This is a genomic window from Mariniphaga anaerophila, assembly GCF_900129025.1.
Lineage (GTDB): Bacteria > Bacteroidota > Bacteroidia > Bacteroidales > Prolixibacteraceae > Mariniphaga > Mariniphaga anaerophila.
Genome location: NZ_FQUM01000005.1, coordinates 161,275 through 183,058 on the forward strand (window position 1 = coordinate 161,275; position 21,784 = coordinate 183,058).

17 protein-coding genes are annotated in these 21,784 nt (G+C 43.0%); 13 read left to right on the forward strand and 4 right to left on the reverse strand.

Annotated features, from left to right (window positions below):
• Nucleotides 1-216 precede the first annotated feature (216 nt).
• Complete coding sequence (locus BUB08_RS11720) at nucleotides 217-660, forward strand: DUF4395 domain-containing protein (RefSeq protein ID WP_083570732.1); 444 nt, start codon at nucleotides 217-219, stop codon at nucleotides 658-660.
• 59 nt (nucleotides 661-719) lie between these two features.
• Here BUB08_RS11720 and BUB08_RS20695 read toward each other — a convergent pair whose 3' ends face one another.
• Nucleotides 720-851 carry a hypothetical protein gene (locus BUB08_RS20695; protein ID WP_262493951.1) on the reverse strand — a complete coding sequence of 44 codons (132 nt, stop codon included), beginning with the start codon at nucleotides 849-851 and terminating at the stop codon, nucleotides 720-722.
• Between the two features lie 99 nt (nucleotides 852-950).
• On the opposite strand from BUB08_RS20695, the gene BUB08_RS11725 reads away from it, so the two are divergent.
• Nucleotides 951-3,341 (forward strand): glycoside hydrolase family 95 protein, encoded by a 2,391-nt coding sequence (locus BUB08_RS11725; RefSeq protein ID WP_073001986.1) that lies wholly within the window; start codon nucleotides 951-953, stop codon nucleotides 3,339-3,341.
• 52 nt (nucleotides 3,342-3,393) lie between these two features.
• Nucleotides 3,394-3,711: a hypothetical protein gene (locus tag BUB08_RS11730; protein WP_139249686.1), complete on the forward strand. Its 318-nt coding sequence runs from the start codon at nucleotides 3,394-3,396 to the stop codon at nucleotides 3,709-3,711.
• Nucleotides 3,712-3,773: 62 nt separating this feature from the next.
• On the opposite strand, the gene BUB08_RS11735 is transcribed toward BUB08_RS11730, so the two are convergent.
• Nucleotides 3,774-4,778: a glycosyltransferase family 2 protein gene (locus BUB08_RS11735; RefSeq protein ID WP_073001990.1), complete on the reverse strand. Its 1,005-nt coding sequence runs from the start codon at nucleotides 4,776-4,778 to the stop codon at nucleotides 3,774-3,776.
• On the reverse strand, nucleotides 4,768-5,685 hold the full coding sequence (gldA, locus tag BUB08_RS11740; RefSeq protein WP_073001992.1) for a gliding motility-associated ABC transporter ATP-binding subunit GldA: 918 nt from the start codon (nucleotides 5,683-5,685) through the stop codon (nucleotides 4,768-4,770). The genes BUB08_RS11735 and gldA overlap by 11 nt, the downstream gene beginning before the upstream one ends.
• 86 nt (nucleotides 5,686-5,771) lie before the next feature.
• Here gldA and ispG point away from each other — a divergent pair, with 86 nt between their 5' ends.
• Nucleotides 5,772-7,631, forward strand: a complete 1,860-nt coding sequence (gene ispG, locus BUB08_RS11745; RefSeq protein ID WP_073001996.1) for a (E)-4-hydroxy-3-methylbut-2-enyl-diphosphate synthase — start codon at nucleotides 5,772-5,774, stop codon at nucleotides 7,629-7,631.
• Nucleotides 7,632-7,646: 15 nt separating this feature from the next.
• Complete coding sequence (locus BUB08_RS11750; protein WP_073001998.1) at nucleotides 7,647-8,246, forward strand: flavin reductase family protein; 600 nt, start codon at nucleotides 7,647-7,649, stop codon at nucleotides 8,244-8,246.
• On the opposite strand, the gene BUB08_RS20080 is transcribed toward BUB08_RS11750, so the two are convergent.
• A complete protein-coding gene (locus tag BUB08_RS20080; protein WP_083570733.1) occupies nucleotides 8,243-8,833 on the reverse strand; it encodes a hypothetical protein in 591 nt (196 codons plus the stop codon). The genes BUB08_RS11750 and BUB08_RS20080 overlap by 4 nt on opposite strands.
• Before the next feature lie 158 nt (nucleotides 8,834-8,991).
• On the opposite strand from BUB08_RS20080, the gene BUB08_RS11760 reads away from it, so the two are divergent.
• The 8 genes from BUB08_RS11760 (at nucleotide 8,992) to BUB08_RS11795 (ending at nucleotide 21,671) form a co-directional block, all read left to right on the forward strand.
• Nucleotides 8,992-11,079: a M3 family metallopeptidase gene (locus BUB08_RS11760; RefSeq protein WP_245820198.1), complete on the forward strand. Its 2,088-nt coding sequence runs from the start codon at nucleotides 8,992-8,994 to the stop codon at nucleotides 11,077-11,079.
• Between the two features lie 113 nt (nucleotides 11,080-11,192).
• Nucleotides 11,193-11,759, forward strand: a complete 567-nt coding sequence (locus BUB08_RS11765) for an RNA polymerase sigma-70 factor (RefSeq protein WP_083570734.1) — start codon at nucleotides 11,193-11,195, stop codon at nucleotides 11,757-11,759.
• Between the two features lie 199 nt (nucleotides 11,760-11,958).
• Nucleotides 11,959-12,990 carry a FecR family protein gene (locus tag BUB08_RS11770; protein ID WP_073002000.1) on the forward strand — a complete coding sequence of 344 codons (1,032 nt, stop codon included), beginning with the start codon at nucleotides 11,959-11,961 and terminating at the stop codon, nucleotides 12,988-12,990.
• Nucleotides 12,991-13,168: 178 nt separating this feature from the next.
• Nucleotides 13,169-16,459 carry a TonB-dependent receptor gene (locus BUB08_RS11775; protein ID WP_073002001.1) on the forward strand — a complete coding sequence of 1,097 codons (3,291 nt, stop codon included), beginning with the start codon at nucleotides 13,169-13,171 and terminating at the stop codon, nucleotides 16,457-16,459.
• A gap of 25 nt (nucleotides 16,460-16,484) precedes the next feature.
• Entirely contained in the window at nucleotides 16,485-18,029 is a 1,545-nt protein-coding gene (locus BUB08_RS11780; RefSeq protein ID WP_073002002.1) for a RagB/SusD family nutrient uptake outer membrane protein, read from the forward strand.
• Nucleotides 18,030-18,143: 114 nt separating this feature from the next.
• The gene (locus tag BUB08_RS11785; protein ID WP_073002003.1) at nucleotides 18,144-19,400 is read left to right on the forward strand and encodes a 3-keto-disaccharide hydrolase; all 1,257 of its coding nucleotides are present in this window, start codon (nucleotides 18,144-18,146) and stop codon (nucleotides 19,398-19,400) included.
• A 45-nt stretch (nucleotides 19,401-19,445) separates the two neighbouring features.
• On the forward strand, nucleotides 19,446-20,750 hold the full coding sequence (locus tag BUB08_RS11790; RefSeq protein ID WP_073002004.1) for a Gfo/Idh/MocA family protein: 1,305 nt from the start codon (nucleotides 19,446-19,448) through the stop codon (nucleotides 20,748-20,750).
• Between the two features lie 6 nt (nucleotides 20,751-20,756).
• On the forward strand, nucleotides 20,757-21,671 hold the full coding sequence (locus tag BUB08_RS11795; protein ID WP_073002005.1) for a sugar phosphate isomerase/epimerase family protein: 915 nt from the start codon (nucleotides 20,757-20,759) through the stop codon (nucleotides 21,669-21,671).
• Nucleotides 21,672-21,784: the final 113 nt, after the last annotated feature.

Genomic DNA, 21,784 nt, shown 5'->3' on the forward strand with positions numbered 1-21,784 from the left:
TGAATGGTTTTAAATTACATGTTGGAAAAAACCATACCAATGAGGTTGTTCTGTTTATTCTTCAGGATGCTTTTTTCGGGATACCATAAACAGACATCCATTTCCTGTTAATTAATTGTAAGGAAATTAGATCTTTCCGTCATTATTCAAGACAAAATACTTTTTTGTATTTATTTTGTCGACATTAATCGGTTTATAACTTAAATTTCGTTACTGATGAAACAGCTAATTTGTCCGATTTCAAACGAAATGGTAAACGAACGTCTTACCAGACTGAATGCTCTTCTCACCATTCTAGTGATAACAGCCGGATTCGTATTTAACTCGATGCTGTTTCCGTTATTTTTACTTGCCGATTTTTTCATCCGGGCGTTTGCCAATTCCAGGTACAGCCCGCTGAGCATTGCCAGCGCCGGGCTGGTGCAATTAATGAACTTAAGCAAGAAGCCCATTGACAAAGCGCCAAAAGTTTTTGCAGCACGGCTGGGATTCATTATGACACTGGCAATTGCAATCCTTTTTATTTTGAAACTCCACACCGTTGCGATGGTAGTGGCCGGCGTCCTCGTATTGTTCGCCACGCTCGAGTTCGCTTTTAGTTTTTGTGTGGGGTGCATCATTTACACCTACTTTGTTTTACCATTATACAAAATGAAATAATGCCATGACAAAAGACTCCCTGCTGGGGGTTTCTCTTTAACTACCTTAAAAAAGCAAATTTAACAAACAGCCCGGGGCAGTGCTCCGGGTTGTGCTTTTTGTACAACCAGTGAAAAGTAGCGCACATCAATTTCAGCACAAAACAAAACGCCAACAGCTGTTTTTAATTTCTGAAGGCCGTTCGTTTTCAACGCAATCTCGTTTTAATCATGAACTTTTGTGCCTGAAATTGCCCCCCTCGTTTCATATATTTTGTATGTTTGAAATATCTAAATCAATACCGTTTCTCCATGAAATTATCAAACTTTCTTTTCCTCCTCCTTTTTACCGGTCTGCTGTTCTCGTGCAATTCCTCTTTTATTCGAAAAAAGGGCACAGATCCTTCGTTAACGCTGAAGTACGACAAACCTGCAGATGAATGGACAGAAGCACTCCCCCTGGGAAACGGGCGAATTGGCGCCATGATCTACGGCGGAACTAAAGCCGAGACCATACAATTTAATGAAGAAACGCTTTGGAGCGGACAGCCTCACGACTACGCCCATAAAGGTGCATACAACTACTTCGAAAAACTCAGGCAACTGCTTTGGGCCGGGAAACAGGCCGAAGCACATGAATTGGGTAACAAGCATTTTATGTCGGAACCCTTCGGGCAGTTGAGTTACCTTCCCTTTGGAAATATTCGTTTAAACTTTCCGGGGCATGAAAAAGCAACTGGATACCAGAGAACACTTGATCTGGGAAATGCAGTTTCATCGGTTTCTTACGAAGTTGAAGGAGTAGATTTTAAGCGGGAAATTTTTGCATCGTCGCCCGACCAGGCACTGATTCTTCGGATCGAATCTTCGGAAAATAAAGCGCTCAATTTCAATGTAGGGCTTGACTCCCCCCACGCTGATTACAAGGTTTTTGTTGAAGGAGACGAAATAGTTTTGACAGGGAAAGCCAATAATTATCATGAAAAGCTGGGACGAGACGGCAACCCCTACCCCAACAGCAAACTCACTTTTGAAGCACGGCTGAAAGTAGAAAATCAGGGCGGAGGGCTGGTTCAGAACGACAGCTCTATTGCCGTGGTGAATGCGCGCGCTGCAACACTTTACCTTGTTGCTGCCACCAGCTTTGTTGATTATAAAAACATTGATGCAAATCCGACAGCGCGCTGCAATGAATACCTTTCCCGACTCGATGGAAAGCCTTTTCAAACCATAAAAGAAGAACACATTAGCGATTACCACGCTCTGTTTAACCGCGTGAGTTTAGACCTTGGAACATCAGAAATATCCAACCGCCCAACCAACGAGCGATTGGAATCATTTTACGAAGACGAAGACCCCAGCCTGGTGGCCCTGCTCTACCAGTACGGACGCTACTTACTTATTTCATCATCGCGACCGGGAACACAACCCGCCAACCTGCAGGGAATATGGAACGACCGGCTGGCACCGCCGTGGGACAGCAAGTACACCATCAACATTAACACCGAAATGAATTACTGGCCGGCAGAAATGACCAACCTCAGCGAATGTGCTGAGCCACTGTTTTCCATGGTGGAAGACCTCTCTGTTACCGGACAACATGTAGCCAGAGAGCATTACAATTTAAACGGTTGGGTAACTCACCATAACACTGATTTATGGCGGGGAGCAGCACCTATCAACAATGCCAATCACGGCATCTGGCCAACCGGTGGCGCCTGGTTGAGCCAGCATTTGTGGTGGCACTACGAATACACCGGCAACAAAAACTTTCTAAAAACCCGCGCGTATCCGGTGTTAAAAGAAGCCTCACGCTTTTTTGCAGACTACCTCACGCCGTATCCCCAAAAGCCTGAATGGCTGGTAAGCGGCCCCAGCAACAGTCCTGAGCTGGGGGGCCTCGTTATGGGGCCAACCATGGATCACCAAATTATCCGCAACCTGTTTGTAAACACAATAGAAGCGGCAAAAATTCTAGAAGTTGATAAAGAATTTTCCGCTGAACTTGAGACCAGGCTCAAAAAAATTGCGCCAAATCAAATCGGGCAGCACGGGCAACTTCAGGAGTGGCTCGAAGATGTGGACGACCCCAACGATCAGCACCGGCATGTTTCTCATCTCTGGGGATTGCACCCGGGAAACGAAATTCATCCGCTCACCACACCCCAACTGGCCGAGGCCTGCAAAGTAACGTTATCGCACCGGGGCGACGGCGGGACAGGTTGGTCGCGTGCCTGGAAAATTAATTTTTGGGCTCGCCTGCTTGATGGCGACCATGCTTTTTTGCTGTTAAAAAACCTGATGGTGCCTTCAAAAAGTGAAGCAACCGATTACAAAGACAAAGGCGGACTCTATTTTAACCTTTTCGATGCGCATCCGCCATTTCAGATTGATGGGAATTTTGGGGCAACTTCGGGCATTACAGAAATGTTGCTGCAATCTCATTTACGCGACAGCGACGGGAACTACTTTCAGGATTTACTGCCGGCGCTCCCAAAAAAACTGAAAGACGGAAAAATTTCAGGAATCAAAGGACGCGGAGGGTTTGAACTCGACATCACGTGGGAACACGGAAAGCTGGTCACCGTAAAAGTTAAGTCGTTACTAGGAAACAAGCTCCTTTTAAGATACAAAGGGAAAACCATTGCAAATGAAACTGACGCCGGAAAAACCTATTTATTTGGCCCGGGAGATTTTATATAAATGCAAAAAACACATTTTTTTACCTTCATCTTTTTTACCGGAACCTGAAACTATGACAAACTTTACGCAAAAAAAAGACAAGGAAGAGCTTTTTGATGAACTGATTGAAGTGAAGCTTTTATACAAAACCAAAGAGAAAACCTGGAAACACACGGCCGGGGAAAATCCTGATTCTGAAAAAACAAAGAATGAGCTTTCGGCACTAAAGGAACGGATAAAAAATATCGAAGCCAGCATTTCAAAATTTGGCGACAGCTTTTTCGATGTGTATGATTCAGAACTTGGAACTCCGCTGAGAGAAACAGACATTCTCACATTGCGCGATGAAATTAAGGAAGTACGCCACTCGCTTGAAATTATGGGAGAATAAAAATACTACCTCCCTTTTCGACGCGCTGCTTTCTCTTTTCAATTTAAATAATACAAAAACGGTCAGGCCAGGAAAATAAAGTCTTCCCCTTCGGCAAACTTCTTTTCCAGCAAAAACTCCCGGATTTTATCGCGCACGCCATAGTTTCCCACCATTGGCACAATAAACATTTCTGCAGACGGGGTAATTTGCGAATAGTGCAGCGTAATTTTTTTAGTGGTTTTTCCTGCCACAACATCAATATATCCGTTTATCACCAGGCCTTCATCGGCAAGCAACCGGGCTCGCTGCCGGGTTTTACGTCCGGCACCCCAAACCCAGATATTGGGATGAAACCGATTATTTTGTTCCGACCACTTTCTGAAGTACTTTGCTTTTATCCGGAAGAATGCTTCATCGGTGTAGCGCTCGTTTGTGCGGGTTAAACGGGTTGAAAAATCGTGCCATTCCAAAAGCTGATCAGGCAGTTTTGCCATTTTTACGCCAGCCTCCAGATACCGCAATTGCATTTCGTAATCTTCCGGAAAATCTCCCGACCTACAACCGCCAAACTTTTCAAACAGTTCTCTGCGAAACAGGATGGTTGGGTTCACCACCGGAATTTCAACAAACCGGTACCGGTCAATTTCTTCAAGCGCATAAAACGAGTTTGTCCACTTCACAAACCTCCGGAAACCCGCAACCCGGCTGTTATGCGGAACATATTTCACTGCCGATCCCACCAGACCAATTTCCGAATTCTTCTTCAAAAAACACACTTGCTTTTCCAACCTCTGCGGCAAAGCAAAATCATCGGCATCCATTCGGGCAATCAACCGGCCGCGGGCATGGTCGAGTCCGCAGTTCATGGCACAATCAACGCCCTGCCGGGGTTCGTGCAAAAGGCGTACACGGGAATCCTTCCGGACAAAAGCATCAGCAATTGACAAACTTTTATCGGTAGAATTATTATCTACCAACACAATTTCAAAAGAAGAAAAAGTCTGCTCCAAAATGCTCTCAACAGCTTTCTCCAAAGTGTTCTCTGCATTAAAAAAGGGAAGTATTACCGAAACATCAGGCGTCATTTCCCCGGGTTAACTGATGGAAAACGCTTTCCAGATTCTGTTGCTTTTGAACTAATGTAAGCAGTATGAGTTCATTTTCCACAGCAAAGCGAAAAATATCCGGACGGACATCCTGTTTCCCAACAGATTCGATCTCCCATTGTCCGTCAATCAATACAGCACTTTTTACATTTTTCACAGCAAGAAGCTTCTCTTGTTCAACAGGCCTGTCAAACGCCACCACAACCGTCTGCGACGATTTCAACTTTCCATTCCGGATTTGTGAAATACTGCCGTCTGCCACAATTTTCCCTTTATTAATAATAACAACCCGGCTGCAAACAGCCTCAACTTCCTGCATAATATGCGATGAAAGAATAACTGTTTTTTCGCGGCTTATGGTTTTTACCAGGCTACGAATATCTTCCAGCTGATTGGGGTCCAGCCCGGTGGTTGGTTCATCAAGAATAAGAATCTGCGGATCGTGAATAAGAGCCTGCGCCAGACCTACCCGCTGCCGGTAGCCTTTCGAAAGAGCACCAATCTTTTTGTGCTGCTCGTCTCCTAGTCCGGTCAGCTCCACCATTTGAGCAACCCTGCTTTTCTTGTTGTCCATCTTATAAAATCCTGCCGCAATTTCCAGGTATTCCTTCACAAAAAGATCGGGATACAGAGGGTTGTGTTCCGGCAAATAACCAATATTCTTCCGAAGAGTGGTATTGGCAACCGAAATTTTCCGGTTATCTATCCGGACCTCGCCCGAATTAACAGGCAAAAATCCGGTAACAATTTTCATCAAAGTAGACTTCCCTGCTCCATTCGGGCCAAGGAAACCGAGCAACTCACCTTTGCCAACCGAAAAACTGACATCGTCCAGAGCTTTCTGCGTTCCAAACAATTTTGTTACATTATTGATTTTTAGGTCCATGTATTTATAATGAAGAACAAAAATAAAGGAAACTTTTTAAATTGAAACCATTAGCTTAAATTTGCAACTCAGCTTAACAGATTATCATGGAAGATCGTCATTTCAATTATGTTAAAGACATAACCCGGTACGAGAGGCAGGAGACGCGGGAAGTTAAAATTGGGGGAGTAAGCGTTGGGGGGAATAACCCTATTCGCATTCAGTCGATGACTGATACCGACACCAAAGAAACAGAACCCACTGTTGAACAGATTATTGCGTTGACAAAGGCCGGAGCCGATTATGTACGTTGCACAGTGAAAGGCATTTACGATGCTGAAAATCTACAAAACATTGTGGATGAACTGCGTAAACGGGGATACACTACTCCGTTGGTTGCTGACATCCATTTTAATCCGCGGCTGGCAGATATTGCTGCCAAATATTTCGATAAGGTGCGCATCAACCCCGGTAATTTTTACGACAAACGGGCGCGTTTCGAAGCGAAAATTTACTCAGACGACGAATACAAAGAAGAGCTTCAAAAAATTGAAGAACAGTTTATTCCTTTCCTGAAATTATTGAAAGAGAATAACACAGCTCTCCGTATTGGCGCTAATCACGGTTCGTTGTCCGACAGGGTAATGAGCCGCTACGGCGATTCTCCATCCGGAATGGCCGAATCGGTGCTGGAATTTCTACGCATCTGCAAAAAAGCAGATTTTAACGATGTGGTAGTTTCCATTAAGTCGAGCAATACGCGCATGATGGTTTACACCGTTCGCCTGCTCAACTACAAAATGAACCTGGAAGACATGAAATTCCCCATTCACCTTGGAGTTACCGAAGCCGGCGAAGGAGAAGACGGAAGGATAAAATCGGCAGTTGGCGTTGGTGCCCTGCTTGCAGACGGCATTGGCGACACCATCAGGGTTTCGCTTACCGAAGACCCGGTTAACGAAGTTCCGGTTGCTCAAAAACTGGTAGATCACTTTAAATCATACCGCGATCACGAGCCCATCACGGCTTCACTGATTGCCCAGACCAACCCGTTTGAATACGAAAGGCGCTCAACCCGTCCGGTACTTGACATGGGAGGAGATAACCTGCCGGTTGTAGTTGCAGACCTTGGAGAACGCAGTCTGAACGAAATGCTTCCGATACGCGGGAAGCTGGTTCCAGATTATTTCCTTTCCGGGAATAAAATAATGGATATCAACGGCGAAAGCTATCCTATTATATCACTCGAAGAATACCTTTTTGAAAGCACCCGTTGGGGAAGGATGAAGTTCATCCGCACAAATAAAATGGAATTCGACCAGTTTATGTCCAGAAATCCGGAAATTATAATGAAACTGAAACAGACCCGTAAAACGGTACTTATTCTCGAAAGTTTCAACAAAAACCCGATGGCAGAACTCAGGGCATTTTTCACCACACTTGAGTCGCACATTTGGAAAGTGCCGGTAATTCTGTACGGAAGATACAATGAAAGAAAGCTCGAAGATTTGCAAATAAAAGCCGCTGCCGATATGGGCGGGTTGCTTATCGACGGATACGGCGACGGACTGTGCCTCTCGAACGATAACGAGCGGATTACTTTTACAGAACTAAAAGATTTAAGTTTCGGCATTTTGCAGGCCAGCCGCATGCGCATGACCAAAACCGAATTTATTTCCTGCCCCGGCTGTGGAAGAACCCTTTACAACCTGCAGGAAACCGCAAAAAAAATTAAAGAGCACTTTAAACACCTCGACCATTTGAAAATCGGAATAATGGGATGCGTGGTAAACGGCCCGGGAGAAATGGGCGATGTGGACTACGGATTTGTAGGGGTTAGCCAGGGGAAAGTAACGCTTTACAAAGGACTGAAACCGGTAAAAAGGCACATTCAGTTTGAACACGCTGTTGATGAGCTCGAACAATTGATTAGAGAAAACGGCGACTGGAAAGATCCCGTGGAATAAAACTCACATCATTTTATGGCAAAAGCGAACTGGAAACCGGGAACCATGATTTACCCCCTGCCCGCAGTAATGGTAAGTTGCGGGCATACTCCCGAAGAGTACAATATTATTACTATTGCGTGGACCGGAACAATTAACAGCGAACCGCCCATGTGCTCTATTTCCGTGCGCCCGGGAAGACATTCTTACGAAATTATAAAACGCACCGGAGAGTTTGTTATTAACCTTACAACAGAAGAACTGGCCAAAGCTACCGATTGGTGCGGATGCCGCTCCGGCCGAAAATACAACAAGTGGAAGGAAATGAACCTGACCCCGGCGCCTGCTAAAATTGTAAAAGCGCCGGTTATTGACGAGTCGCCGGTAAATATCGAATGTGTAGTAAAAGAAATTAAGGAGCTAGGATCGCACCACATGTTTATTGCCGAAGTGGTTAATGTATCGGTTGACGAACAATACGTAAACGATGAAAATGCCTTTAGTTTTGCAAAGGCCCGGCCTCTGGTATACAGCCACGGGCACTACTTTGGCCTGGGCAAAAAAATCGGCAAGTTTGGATGGTCTGTTCAAAAGAAAAAAAAGAAGGCCAAAAAGCCCGGCAACAAATCGCTTTAAAAGTACACCCCTTTCCAACGGTTAAATACTGTTTTATGCACAATCCGGTAATGCCGCTGGTAAGTTTCGTTGTAATAATCGCTGTGGTGCATTACATATTCGCCTTTCGAAAGTATTTCTTCAATTGCCTTTTTATCTGATTCGAAATCGACCAGCCCGAGATTCATTTTTTGAATAACGTCCATCGCAACTGCCCACTCTTTTTTCCATACATCGATACCCGGCTTGCGCGCTAACACAGCGCTTTCCACCATCGCTTCCAACAAAACCGAACGGGGTAAAACACCCTGCTTCACCAACAGCAAATTAATACGGTAATAATCGTTAGCCGGACCAATTGCCTGCCACTTTAATGTATCGCCAATGGGCTGGCTCAACTCGTAATTCAGGTATTTACCGGCGTGCAGCGTGTCCGGAATTAAGTGCCCGGGACCAAAAGCGTCCTGAAAAAAATTCTTGTAAATATCTCTCAGCCTCGCTTCCGGAAAATACTTCAATTCATCGGCAACCGCCTCTTCAATTTTCGAATTCTGCCCCACTTCAGGCATAACAAAAAGAGAGACAAGCACAAAAAATAAATGCCACATCTGTTTTCAGTTTTAATCGTTGGTGCCTAAAATTAAAAAATTGTTCGGGATAACTAAAATGATTGTACTTTTGCCTGTTCCGAAAACAAAATTGGGAACGCCAAACGGTGAACCAATTCCGAAATTTTCAGTTTAACTAGCAACAAAAAGTTATATATATGAATAAATTTAAAGTAACAACATTATTTCTTATTTTATCAGTTATGGTAAATGCACAAACAAATCCACTTTTAGGAGAATTTAAAACACCTCATCAAACAGCACCTTTTTCAGAAATAAAAAACGAACATTTTATTCCTGCTTTTCAGGAGGCAGTTAAAGCGGGCGAAGCCGAAGTAAAGGCAGTAGCCGAAAACAAAGCTGAACCGACTTTCGAAAACACAATAGTGGCTCTTGAGCGCTCGGGCAAATTACTAGGCCGCACCGCCGGGATATTTTTCAACCTTACAGGCTCGGAAACCAACGACGAGCTGCAACAAATTGCACAGGAAGTTTCGCCGTTGCTTACTAAGTTTCAGAACGACATCACACTGAATCCGGTACTTTTTAAACGGATAAAAAAAGTTTACAGCGAAAAAGAAAACCTGAATCTGAATGCGGAACAACAGACTCTGCTCGAAAACACGTACCTGAATTTTGTACGCAGGGGAGCCAACCTGTCTGATTCCGACAAAGAAAAGTTCAGAGAAATAAGTACTGAGTTGTCAAAACTCTCGCTCAAGTTTAGCGAAAATGTGCTAAAAGAAACCAACAGTTTCGAAATGCACATTACCGACAAAAGCAAACTGGACGGGTTACCAGAAAGCGTTCTCGAAGCTGCAGCAGTTACGGCAAAAGGCAAGGAAAAAGAAGGCTGGGTTTTCGATATTACCATGCCCAGTTACCTGCCATTTATGAAATATGCCAACAACCGAGAGTTACGCGAAAAGATGTATTTGGCGTACATGTCGAAAGCTTTCAAAGGCAACGAATTCGACAACCAGGAAAATGTGCGCAAAATTGTAAACCTGCGGCTCGAGATGGCAAATCTGCTCGGGTACAAAACTTATGCTGACTACGCGCTGGAACAACGAATGGCAATGAATGCCGATGGGGTTTACAAATTGCTTGACGATTTATATAAAGCATCGTTTGATGTTGCAGTAAAAGAAAAAGAAGAGATAAAAAACTTTGCTGAAAAGTCTGGTTTTTCAGGCGAAATTATGCCCTGGGACTGGACCTACTACGGAGAAAAACTGAAAGAAGAAAAATTCGATTTGAACGATGAAATGCTGAAACCATATTTTGAACTCAACAAAGTTGTGGATGGCGTTTTTGGCCTGGCAACCGAATTGTACGGCATCACGTTCAAAGCCAACAAAAACATTCCGGTATATAACAATGAAGTGGTACCATACGAAGTTTACGATGCCGACGGTACATTCCTTTCTGTTCTTTACACCGACTTTCACCCGCGCGCCGGCAAACAGGGTGGCGCCTGGATGAACGACTTTAAAGCGCAGTGGAAAGAAAACGGAGTAGACTCGCGGCCGCATGTTACCATCGTTATGAATTTTACCCGGCCAACCGAAACCAAGCCGGCGCTGCTTACTTTTTCGGAAGTAGAAACTTTCCTGCACGAATTCGGGCACGCGCTTCACGGAATGCTTGCCAACACAACCTACCCAAGCCTTTCGGGAACCAATGTTTACCGCGACTTTGTGGAACTGCCTTCACAGATTATGGAAAACTGGGCGGTTGAAAAAGACTTTCTGGATCGGTTTGCAATACATTACCAAACCGGAGAAAAAATACCGGCTGAACTGGTTGAAAAAATCAAAGCTTCTGAAAATTTCCTTGCCGGATACCTTTCTATTCGTCAGTTGAGTTTTGGATACCTGGACATGGCGTGGCATACGCTGGAAAAACCTTTCGATGGCAATGTAAAAGAGTTTGAAGAAAAAGCCTGGAAGAAAACCCAGATTTTCCCGGTAATTGAGCAAGCCTGCATGAGCACCCAGTTTGGGCATCTTTTTTCAGGTGGTTACGCAGCCGGGTACTACAGCTACAAATGGGCAGAAGTGCTCGATGCCGATGCATTCAGCGTTTTCAAACAAAAGGGGCTGTTTAATAAAACAGTTGCAGGGGCATTCCGCAAAAATATTTTGGAAAAAGGCGGAACCGAACATCCCATGATTCTATATAAAAGATTCCGAGGACAGGAACCAACAGTAGATGCATTGCTGGAACGGAGCGGTTTAAAATAATTCCCTCCCTCCCTTAAAAAAGAGACTCCCGGGGGCTGGCAACCTGAGAGTCTCTTTTTGCTTTTCACCACCAATTCATTACTTTTGATTTTCTAATAGAAACCTAACTTACTTTGGAAGAACAGTATCTCATAAACGGGTTGCAAAACAGGAATAAAGTCGTTTTCGATTTCATTTTCCACTACTACTATTCCGGGTTATGCGCTTACTGCGAGAGAATTACCAAAAGCCAACAGATTGCAGAAGATATTGTGCAGGATCTGTTTGTTACGCTGTGGATAAAACATGAGCAGATTCAAATAAGTTCGTCGTTAAAAAATTACCTGTTTACGGCAGTAAAAAATCGTTCGCTCGACCACCTCAGGCAGGAACAAAAAAAAGCGCAGAAGCTATCAATTCAGCATGAAAAAGAGGAACTTCCTGTAAATCTCTCGTCGGGGTGGTTTGCAGAATCTGAACTAAATTCCATTATTGAAGAAAGCATGGCGAAGCTCCCGCCCCGTTGCCGGGAAATTTTCAAAATGAGCCGGTTCGAAGACCTCAAAAACCAGGAAATTGCAGACAAGCTGGGCCTCTCAAAACGAACGGTAGAGCTTCAAATCAGCACGGCACTTAAACAGCTTCGCAACGATCTAAAAAATTACCTCCCTCTGTTTTTGCTGGTTTCCCTGTTAAAATAAAGCACAGCGTTGGATCAAATAGTGGCTTCCTACGTTACACCAAGTTCCCATCCCCCTTTTGGATGTAACTTCATTTTCCAAAGCAAGTTATTCTCCAGAAAAAAATAAGCCACAAAAAAAATCAATTTCTAATATGTGTTTGTCTCCCCCCGATCGTCTAACTAATATAAAATGTGAAAAAACGCGGAGACAGCGATAAATGAAAAACAGCAATATAGAAAAATTACTCCCTCTTTTGTTCGAAGGCACTTTAAGCCCGGAAAAACAACAAATAGTAGAACAGTGGAGAATGGCAACCGAAGAGAATCAACAAATTTATACCGATTCTCGTAGAGCCTGGGAAAACCTGGAGCAGTTACGTTCCATGAGAAAATACAACCCGGCACAGGCCATTCTTCAGGTAAACAAAAAAATCGAAAAACAACACAAAAACAGGATACTTTATATTTTCCAGAAAGTAGCCGCAATTCTCATTTTTCCATTAATCGCAGCTTCGTTGTATTTTGCGTTAGACCATTCAGAAATAGAGAAACCGTTTATCGCCTGGCACACATTGGAAATTCCGGCCGGTATGCGTTCCGAATTTTATCTTCCCGACAGCACAAAAGTTTACCTCAACTCAAAAACAAGCCTGAGTTATCCTTTAACTTTCAGCAGCGATATTCGTGAAGTTAAACTGTCGGGGGAAGCCTATTTTGAAGTCTCAAAAAACAAAAAAGTACCATTTATTGTAAACACAGGGAAAATAAACATTGAAGTTACAGGCACTGAGTTTATTGCATCCAATTACCCGCACGAACAACTCACCGAGATTGTATTGATTGAAGGCGGAATAAATTTATTCAAGGGGAATTACCTTACATCAAAAAAAGAGATCACCCGTTTGTGCCCCGGAGAAAAAGCACTTTACGAAAACAACAAAAAAAAGCTAATTGTTGACAAGGTCAACTCTGACAAATATATTGCCTGGAAAAACGGTATTCTTATGTTTCGTGACGATCCTATGCCCGAAGTAGTACGCAGACTCAACCGCTGGTTTAACGTAGACATTCAACTTCAAGGAGCTGAACTCAGGGACTGGACCTACACCGCAACCTTTGAAGATGAATCACTCGTTCAGATTCTGGAACTTTTAAAGTTATCTGCACCGATTGACTATTCTATTAAAAACAGAAAAATTCAAACCGATAAAACTTTCAGCAAAATGGAAATCGTAATCAAACAAAAATAAACTAAAAAAAGGAAGGCATTGCCCTGCCTCCCTTCTCTACTTTTCTGTCTGTTTTGCCCAACAGACAATGCATTAATAACCAATATTTATTAATTTAAAAGCATGTAAATTTATGAAAATTTTATGTAGTAACCGGCCTACTCTCATTAAACTATGGGCCACAAAAACGTTTCGAACCATGAGGTTAACACTGTATGCACTAATTCTAACCGCGGCACAAAGTTATGCTCTCAGCGGCTACGCCCAGGCAACAAGGCTAAACCTTGAGATGGAAAACACTACTGTGCGCGAAGTTCTGGCAGAAATTGAAAACATGTCGGAATTCCGATTCCTGTTCAACAGCAAAATTGTGGATGTCGACCGTGTGCTAAATGTAGATTTTAACGACCTGACCATCGACAAAGCGCTGGACAGAATTTTCAGGGGAACCGACGCGGCTTACAGAATCATAGACCGTCAGGTTGTCCTCTTCTCCAAAGACGAACCTGTTCTCGGCAGCACAGAAGCAGCGCAACAAGGAGTCATCTCCGGAAAAGTTGCCGACATTGGAGGGCAGCCTTTACCAGGTGTAACCGTAATTATTAAAGGGACTACCAGAGGTACTATAACCGATACTAACGGTTTTTATACGTTGTCAGAGGTACCTGCTGACGCCACTCTGATTTTTTCATTTGTGGGCATGCGCACTCAGGAAATAGGAGTGGGAAACCAAGCTTCAGTCAATGTTACTATGGCAGAAGATGCCATTGGATTAGACGAAGTTATTGTTGTTGGATTTGGTACACAAAAGAAAGCTGACCTGACAGGAGCAGTAAGTTCTGTTCAGGGAGAAGAACTGCTTAAAAGAATTGATGTATCAAATACTGCCGCTGCAATGCAGGGACTTTCTCCGGGCCTGACGATACAAAATTTCGCAGGAGAACCGGGAAGAGAAGACATTCGAATAAGAATAAGGGGTAATGGAACTTTAAATAACTCCGACCCTTTAGTATTAATTGATGGTGTTGAAAGATCTTTATCAACTGTTGAGCCCAGCGACATTGAAACAATGTCTATTCTGAAAGATGCGGCATCGGCAGCAATATATGGATCAAGAGCAGCAAACGGAGTTATCCTCATCACCACAAAACGCGGAACCACCGACGGAACCATCGTCAACTACCATTACAGCGTTGGTTTTCAAAATGTTCTCGGGTACCCTGAGGCTGCCGACATTGAAAGCTGGCTGAATCTGGAAAATGAAGCACAGGTAAATGCCGGAGGGCAACCATTATGGTCACAAGATTATATCAGTAAAGTACTTTCAGGCTCAGACCCGATAAATTACCCCTTTACGGTTTACGAAGATTACTTATTCCATAAAAATTCACCTCAACAACGCCACAGCATCTCTTTAACATCAGGAGGGAAAAACGGAAGAATCTTTGCATCTGTAAACTACCTCGACCAGGACGGTATAATTAACAGGTTCAACAACAAACGTCTGTCTGCAAGAATAAACTCAGACCTGTTTATTACAGATAAATTAACTGCTAATTTCAACCTAAACTATATGAATAAAAAGGCCACAGGCCCTGGTCATACTGCCCAAAGGTTAGTACAGGCTATGCTTCATATGAACAGATCTATTGTTGGCAGGTATCCTGATGGTACGTGGGATTTGATTAGCGGGCAATGGAATGCTGTTGCCATGATGGATAACGGAGAAAGAGTACTAGACAGAAATGAAATTGTAAGCCAGGTTGGACTCGAATATAAAATTTTACCGAGCCTGTCATTTAAAGGCGATGTTACTCTCAAAGCATACGGAGAAAGCGAGAGCACATTTATGAATTCCCTCGCTGGAATGAGAAGTTATAAAACAGGAGAACTAGTAACTGTGGGAGGTTGGTTTGCCGTGAATAATCTTACAGAATCACAAGAAAATTCCAAAGAATGGAGTCAAAGAGCCTATTTGAATTTTAATGAGAATTTTGAAAAACATAACATTGAAGCAACTGTCGGTTATGAAGGAATTACCAGCGACACCTTGAATGTCGTCGGCTACAGACAAGGCTTTTACAACAATGAACTACGTGACCTTAATTCAGGTGGAGCAACAGGGCAAACCGCTACAGGTAGCAGAAAAGAGTCGGCTCTTCAATCATTTTTTGGAAGAGTAAACTACTCTTTTGATTCCAAATATTTATTTCAAGCAAATGTCAGATATGACGGCTCATCGAGATTTGCATCAGGAAAAAGATGGGGTTTTTTCCCTTCATTCTCAGCAGGATGGCGCGTTTCTCAGGAAAGCTTTCTGATTGATAACAAAACAATTAGCAACTTAAGGCTAAGAGCTTCCTGGGGGCAGCTTGGAAATCAAAACATTGGACTCTACAGGTATTTAAATACCTATAATCTGGAACAGCCTTATGCATTCAATGGTGAGTCAGTTTCAGGAGCTGCGATAACAGTAGCCGGAAATCCTTCAATCACCTGGGAAACAACAACCATGACAAACATTGGCTTTGACCTTGGATTAGTTGACAACAGAGTAGAAGTTATAGCCGAATACTTTAACAATTTAACTACTGACATTCTGCTTGACCTGCCAATTGCGCCAACAGTAGGGGTTGAAGCACCTACCCAAAATGCAGCCTCGGTTTCTAATAAAGGATACGAAATTACAGTAAGGTATTTCAGCCCAAAAAGAAATGACGGCGGGTTTCAGTATTCTGTAGGATTAAACTTCTCTGATGTTGTAAATAAAATAGAAGATTTACATGGAACAGGACCGTATTTCCCTGATAAATTCAGTGTTTGGGAAGAGGGTTATTCGATGAACTCACTGCGTGGATTGGTATCTCCCGGTTTATATCGAAATGAATCAGATTGGTCTAAATATCCAACAAAACTTGTACCTCAGGTAACAACCGGAGATATTATTTATAAAGACCTTAATAACGACGGAGTTATTTCGCAGACTCTGTATCCGACAGGAGACCAATTGGTAATCGCAAATGAGGATCCTCGCTATGAATTTGGAATTAATGTAAATGCCAGTTATAAAGCATTCGATTTTACCATGTTCTTGCAAGGAGTATTACAAAAGTGGCATGCGCTTGACGGAGCCCTTATGGAAGGGCCAAACTGGGGGAACTTTATTCCGGCAGTAATGGCAAAAGAAACCTACCATCCAACCAGAAACCCTGAAGGAACATGGCCTCTTGTAACATACGGGAACAGTTGGAACCTTGCACAGTCTGATTTCTGGCTGCAAGATTCGCGCTATATGAGATTGAAAAATATTCAAGTTGGGTATACCATTAAACCCTCAAATTACATTTCTAATTTAAGGGTATATGTTTCAGGAGAAAACCTCGTAACGTTTACACCTTCTGAATTATTTGATCCGGAAACCCCACGCGGAAGGAGTCAATTCTTCCCTCACTCAAAAATTGTAAGCGCAGGGGTTAATATTACCTTCTAACTATTAATATTAAAAACTACACATTATGAAAAAGAATATTTTTCTCTTATTAATAATAACAATATTTGCATTTTTCACGTCATGCGAAGATGCTTTGGAAACGCTACCTACCGGCTCAGTTTCTGAGGTAATCTACTGGAAATCTGAAAACGATGCGATTCTAAGTGTTAATGCAGCATATAGGGAACTAGATGGTACCGGCATGGTCACTCTTGACGCCGTAACTGATATTGCAATGCATGCTCCCTCTTCGTCAGGCTATTTATACGACGTGGCAGTTGGCACGCTTGATCCGACCAACAACAGCATCAGCGACTACTGGAGTCGCTATTGGGTTGGTGTCAGGAAAGCAAACGATCCGATAAATAACATTGATAAAATTGAAACAGGAGACCCTGATTTATTATCAAGATTAAAAGCAGAAGCACGCTTCCTTCGTGCATACTACTATACGATGCTTTCTACATTATGGGGCGATGTTCCACTAATTACCGAGGCTCTTGACATTCAGGCACAAGTCAGTCGTACCGAAAAATCGAAAGTGGTTGATTTCATTATCTCTGAACTGGATGCTATCTCAGGAGTACTCCCGGTAAGTTATACCGGGAATGATATTGGGAGAGCAACAAGAGGGGCTGCTCTGGCATTAAAAGCAAAGGTCGCTTTATACAATGGCAGATACGAAATTGCTCGCGATGCAGCAAAAGCCGTAATGAATTTAAATATTTATGATTTGTATCCGGATTACGAAAAACTATTCTGGTACGAAGGGCAAGGCTGCGAGGAAGTTATTTTTGACCGTTCTTATGCAGTAGGTTATGCGTATACAAACTACATCAGTCGCTCAGCTTCTTCTCTTGGCGGAGGTTCATATATTGATCCGTTAAGGTCTTTTCTGTTAAAACATGAATACAAAGGAGAAACAGACCCGGAGAATGAATATGCGGGGCTTGATCCACGATTCGGATACAATGTTTTATACCCGGGCGCTGTTATGCCCAATGGAGCTATTTATAATTCAGTTCCGACCAGCACTACTCCAGATCGCATTGGAGCCAGTGAAGACGCTACCCAATACGGATTTAACGTAAGAAAAGGAATCGACTGGGCTGCTGACGGAAGTAACCCAACCCAATCAACATTAAATTTCATTTTAATTCGTTATGCCGATGTTCTTTTAATGTATGCAGAAGCAAAAATAGAATTGAATGAAATAGACGATTCTGTTTACGATGCCATCAACAGGATACGCACACGCCCAACCGTCGAAATGCCCGCTATTTCAGCAAATAAAACTCAGGCTGAATTAAGAGAGATAGTAAGGAACGAGCGCACTGTAGAACTGGCATTCGAAGGTCTTCGTTTGTTTGATATGAATCGCTGGAAAATAGGCGCAGAAAAAGCAAATCCGGCGCAAGGGATCAGATATAAAAACGATGCAGGCGAATGGACCATTTTCAGCCGGGGACTTACCCGCAGCTTCAGGGCAGACAGGGACTATCTCTGGCCGATACCACAAGAAGAGGTTGAGGTAAACCCGAATATAGGGCAGAACCCGAATTACATCTAGTATTTCAATTTCTGGTAGAATGGAACTAGCACTTATCCAGAGTGCTTCCTTAATAGTCTCTCAGATTAATGCTGGTTCCATACTCCTTTTTGCTCAATAATAAACTATAATAACATGAAATCCAGATTTTTCTTTATTCTACTACTCCCGTTTCTTACACTCTCCTGCTCTCAAAAATCAAATACCCTTTCGAAAAGTGAAATTTCCGAAGGCTGGGAATTACTTTTTGACGGCCAGTCGTTAGACCAATGGAAAATGTATAACGGAGGGGAAGTAACCGGATGGATAGTTGAAGATAATTGTCTCGTTGCTCTCGGACTCGGAGGCGATATTGGAGGGGACATAATCACGAAAAAACAATATGACAACTTCGAAATTTCGGTTGACTGGAAAGCAGGAGTTGGAGGAAATAGCGGATTAATGTATCATGTTTTGGAAAACAAAAATTTTAATGCGCCGTATCTCACCGGACCCGAATACCAATTTATAGACGAGAAAGGATTTTCAGAGCCGTTAGAAGAATGGCAAAAAACAGGATGCGATTATGCCATGCACCTGCCTGATTTAAGCAAAAAAAAGCTACATCCGGCCGGAAAATGGAACAACAGCAAAATTGTTTTTGATAACGGGCATGTAGAACATTGGTTAAACGGAGAAAAAATTCTTGAATTTGAAGCATGGACTCCTGATTGGTACGAACGCAGAAATAGCGGAAAATGGGAAAACATGCCCGAATACGGGTTGTCGCCAATCGGACATATTTGCCTGCAAGACCACGGAGCTAAATTCTGGTTCAAAAACATCAAGATTAAGCCTCTTCCCAAAAAAAAGAAAGAACCGGTTAACCTTTTTAATGGCAAAGACCTTACCGGATGGAAAATATTCGGCACTGAAAAATGGTGGGTAAACGATGGCCTTTTAATATGTGAAAGCGGACCCGATAAAGAATATGGCTATCTGGGAACAGAGAGATATTATAAAGACTTTGATTTATCACTCGAATTCAAACAGGAAGCCGATGGGAACAGCGGAGTTTTCATCCGGTCTACAATTGAAGGCACAAAAATAGCAGGATGGCAGGTTGAAGTTGCACCCAAGAATCACGATACAGGCGGTATTTATGAATCGTACGGTAGAGGATGGCTCGAACAAATACCAGACGAGAAGGAAAACATCCTGAAAGAAAACGATTGGAATACAATGAGAATTAAAGTAGTGGGAGACGAAATTACAACATGGCTAAATGGAATCCAGATGGTACATTTAAAAGACGCAAAAATAGGGGATGCTGTCGGCCGGATAGCCTTGCAAATTCATTCAGGAGGAGGAATTAAAATCTTATGGAGAAACTTAGAATTAAAAGAACTGTAGCAAATACAATCAACTGTTTTTTACAACAATAAAACTTTATATACTATGGACTTATCAAGAAGACAATTTACAAAGATTGCCGGGCTGGCAACAGTAGGAACGATTGTGTCGTCTAAGGCAGTATGGGCGGCCAATAGTAACACATTAAAAGTTGGCCTCATCGGATGTGGCGGCCGAGGAACCGGAGCTGCAGAACAAGCGTTAAACGCTGATCCTAACGTAATACTTACAGCAATGGCCGATGCTTTCTCAGACCATCTGGAAAGCTCATACAACTCATTGAAAGAAAAATTTGGCGAAAAAATACAGGTTGCCGAAAACAAAAAGTTTGTTGGACTGGATGCCTTCCAGAAACTGATTGACTCTGACGTTGACGTAGTCTTGCTGGCTACTCCCCCCGCGTTCCGCCCAGAACACCTGGAAGCGGCAATAAATGCCGGAAAGCACATTTTCTGCGAAAAACCTTTTGCTGTTGATGCTCCCGGATTACGCAGGGTAATGATGGCTGCAAAAAAGGCAAAAGACAAACAATTATCTCTGGTTTCAGGCTTTTGCTGGAGATACCACATACCAAAACGTGAAACATTTAACCGCGTTTTAGACGGTCAGATTGGCGAAATTGTTGCTGCCGAAGCTACTTACAACACCGGAGAACTGTGGTACAAAGAACGTCAGAAAGGATGGTCTGACATGGAATACAAACTGCGCAACTGGCTTTATTACAACTGGCTTTCAGGCGATCATATCATCGAACAGGCTATTCACAGTATCGATATGCTTTCGTGGGCAATGGGAGATGAAGCTCCTGTAAAAGTAAGCGGAACCGGAGGAAGACAAAAGCGTACAGATAAAAAGTACGGAAATATTTATGACCACTTCGGCATAACCTATGAGTACTCCAATGGAACAAAAGCTTACTTCTTCTGCCGCCAGCAAACAGGAACAACGCCATCTTATGCAGTTGAATTAACAGGGTTAGATGGAAAATGTATTGTAGATTGCAGAACAGGACTACATGAAATAAAGGGCAAAAATCCGTGGAAATACGATGATGATACCAAATTCACCGATGAAAATGCCTATAAAAAGTCTAAAGTAAAAAACATGTACCAGCAGGAGCACGACGAGCTTTTTGCCTCTATTCGAGGAGGGAAGGCCATGAATGACGGAGAATGGATGACCCGCTCCAACCTGTTGGCAATGGCTGGCCGGATGGCTGCATATAGCGGAGAAACCATTTCTTATGAACAGGCACTCTCTTCGATGGAAGTACTGTTCCCCGAGAAAATTTCATGGAAGACAAAATATGACATTCCGGTTGCTGTTCCGGGAATTACAAAATTTCAATAAGTTACCATGAACAGAAAAACTTTTATTCGATCAGCAGCCCTTGTGGCCGGAGCAGCAACAATTGCTCCTCCTACGCTAAAAGCAAATGTATCTCAGGCTAAAGACACCTGCAAAGTTACATTGAAAAAAGGCCTGGGATTTGGCATGATTAAAGAAGACCTTTCGCTAACAGATAAATTCAAGTTAGTAAAAGATTTGGGATTTGATGGGGTTGAACTCAACAGCCCACTTGACCTGAATGTATCGGAAGTATTGGAGGCCAAAGAAAAATCGGGAATTGAACTACCGAGTGTTGTGAATAAAGACCACTGGAAGAAACCACTTTCAGACCCTGATCCTGAGGTTCGAAAAGCTTGTATTCAATCTGTTGCCCAGTCGTTGCAAGATGTAAAAGACCTTGGCGGAGACACGGTTCTGGTGGTTCCCGGCGTGGTTAACGAGAACGTAAGTTACGAGCAGGCCTACAACACGGCCCTTGATTCGGTTCGGGAGTTGATTCCGTATGCTGAAAAAACCGGAATGCAGGTAGCCTTAGAGAATGTATGGAACAATTTTCTGCTCAGCCCGGTGGAAGCTAAACGTTTTGTAGATGACATTAACCACCCGCTGATAGGATGGTATTTCGATATTGGCAATATCCTGCGGTACGGATGGCCCGAGCATTGGATAAAAACACTGAACTCGCGCATTATGAAACTCCACATCAAAGAATTCAGTCGTAAGTTAATGAATGAAAAAGGATTGTGGGAAGGCTTCAAAGTTAATCTTCTGGATGGAGACAACAATTGGCCGGTAGTAATGAAAGCGGTAAGCGAAATCAATCACAGGGGAGGCTGGTTAACTGCCGAAGTCAGCGGCGGAGACAGAGCTCACCTGGAAGATATTTCGAAACGGATGGATAAGATAATTGGGTATTTATAGTCCATTCTCCACAACAGGGAATCGTTCAAATTCCTACTTCTCGTTCGTGAAACAGTGACAAATAAAAACGATTGTTTCGACGAACCGTTTGACAAATACAAAGCTCGTTTTAA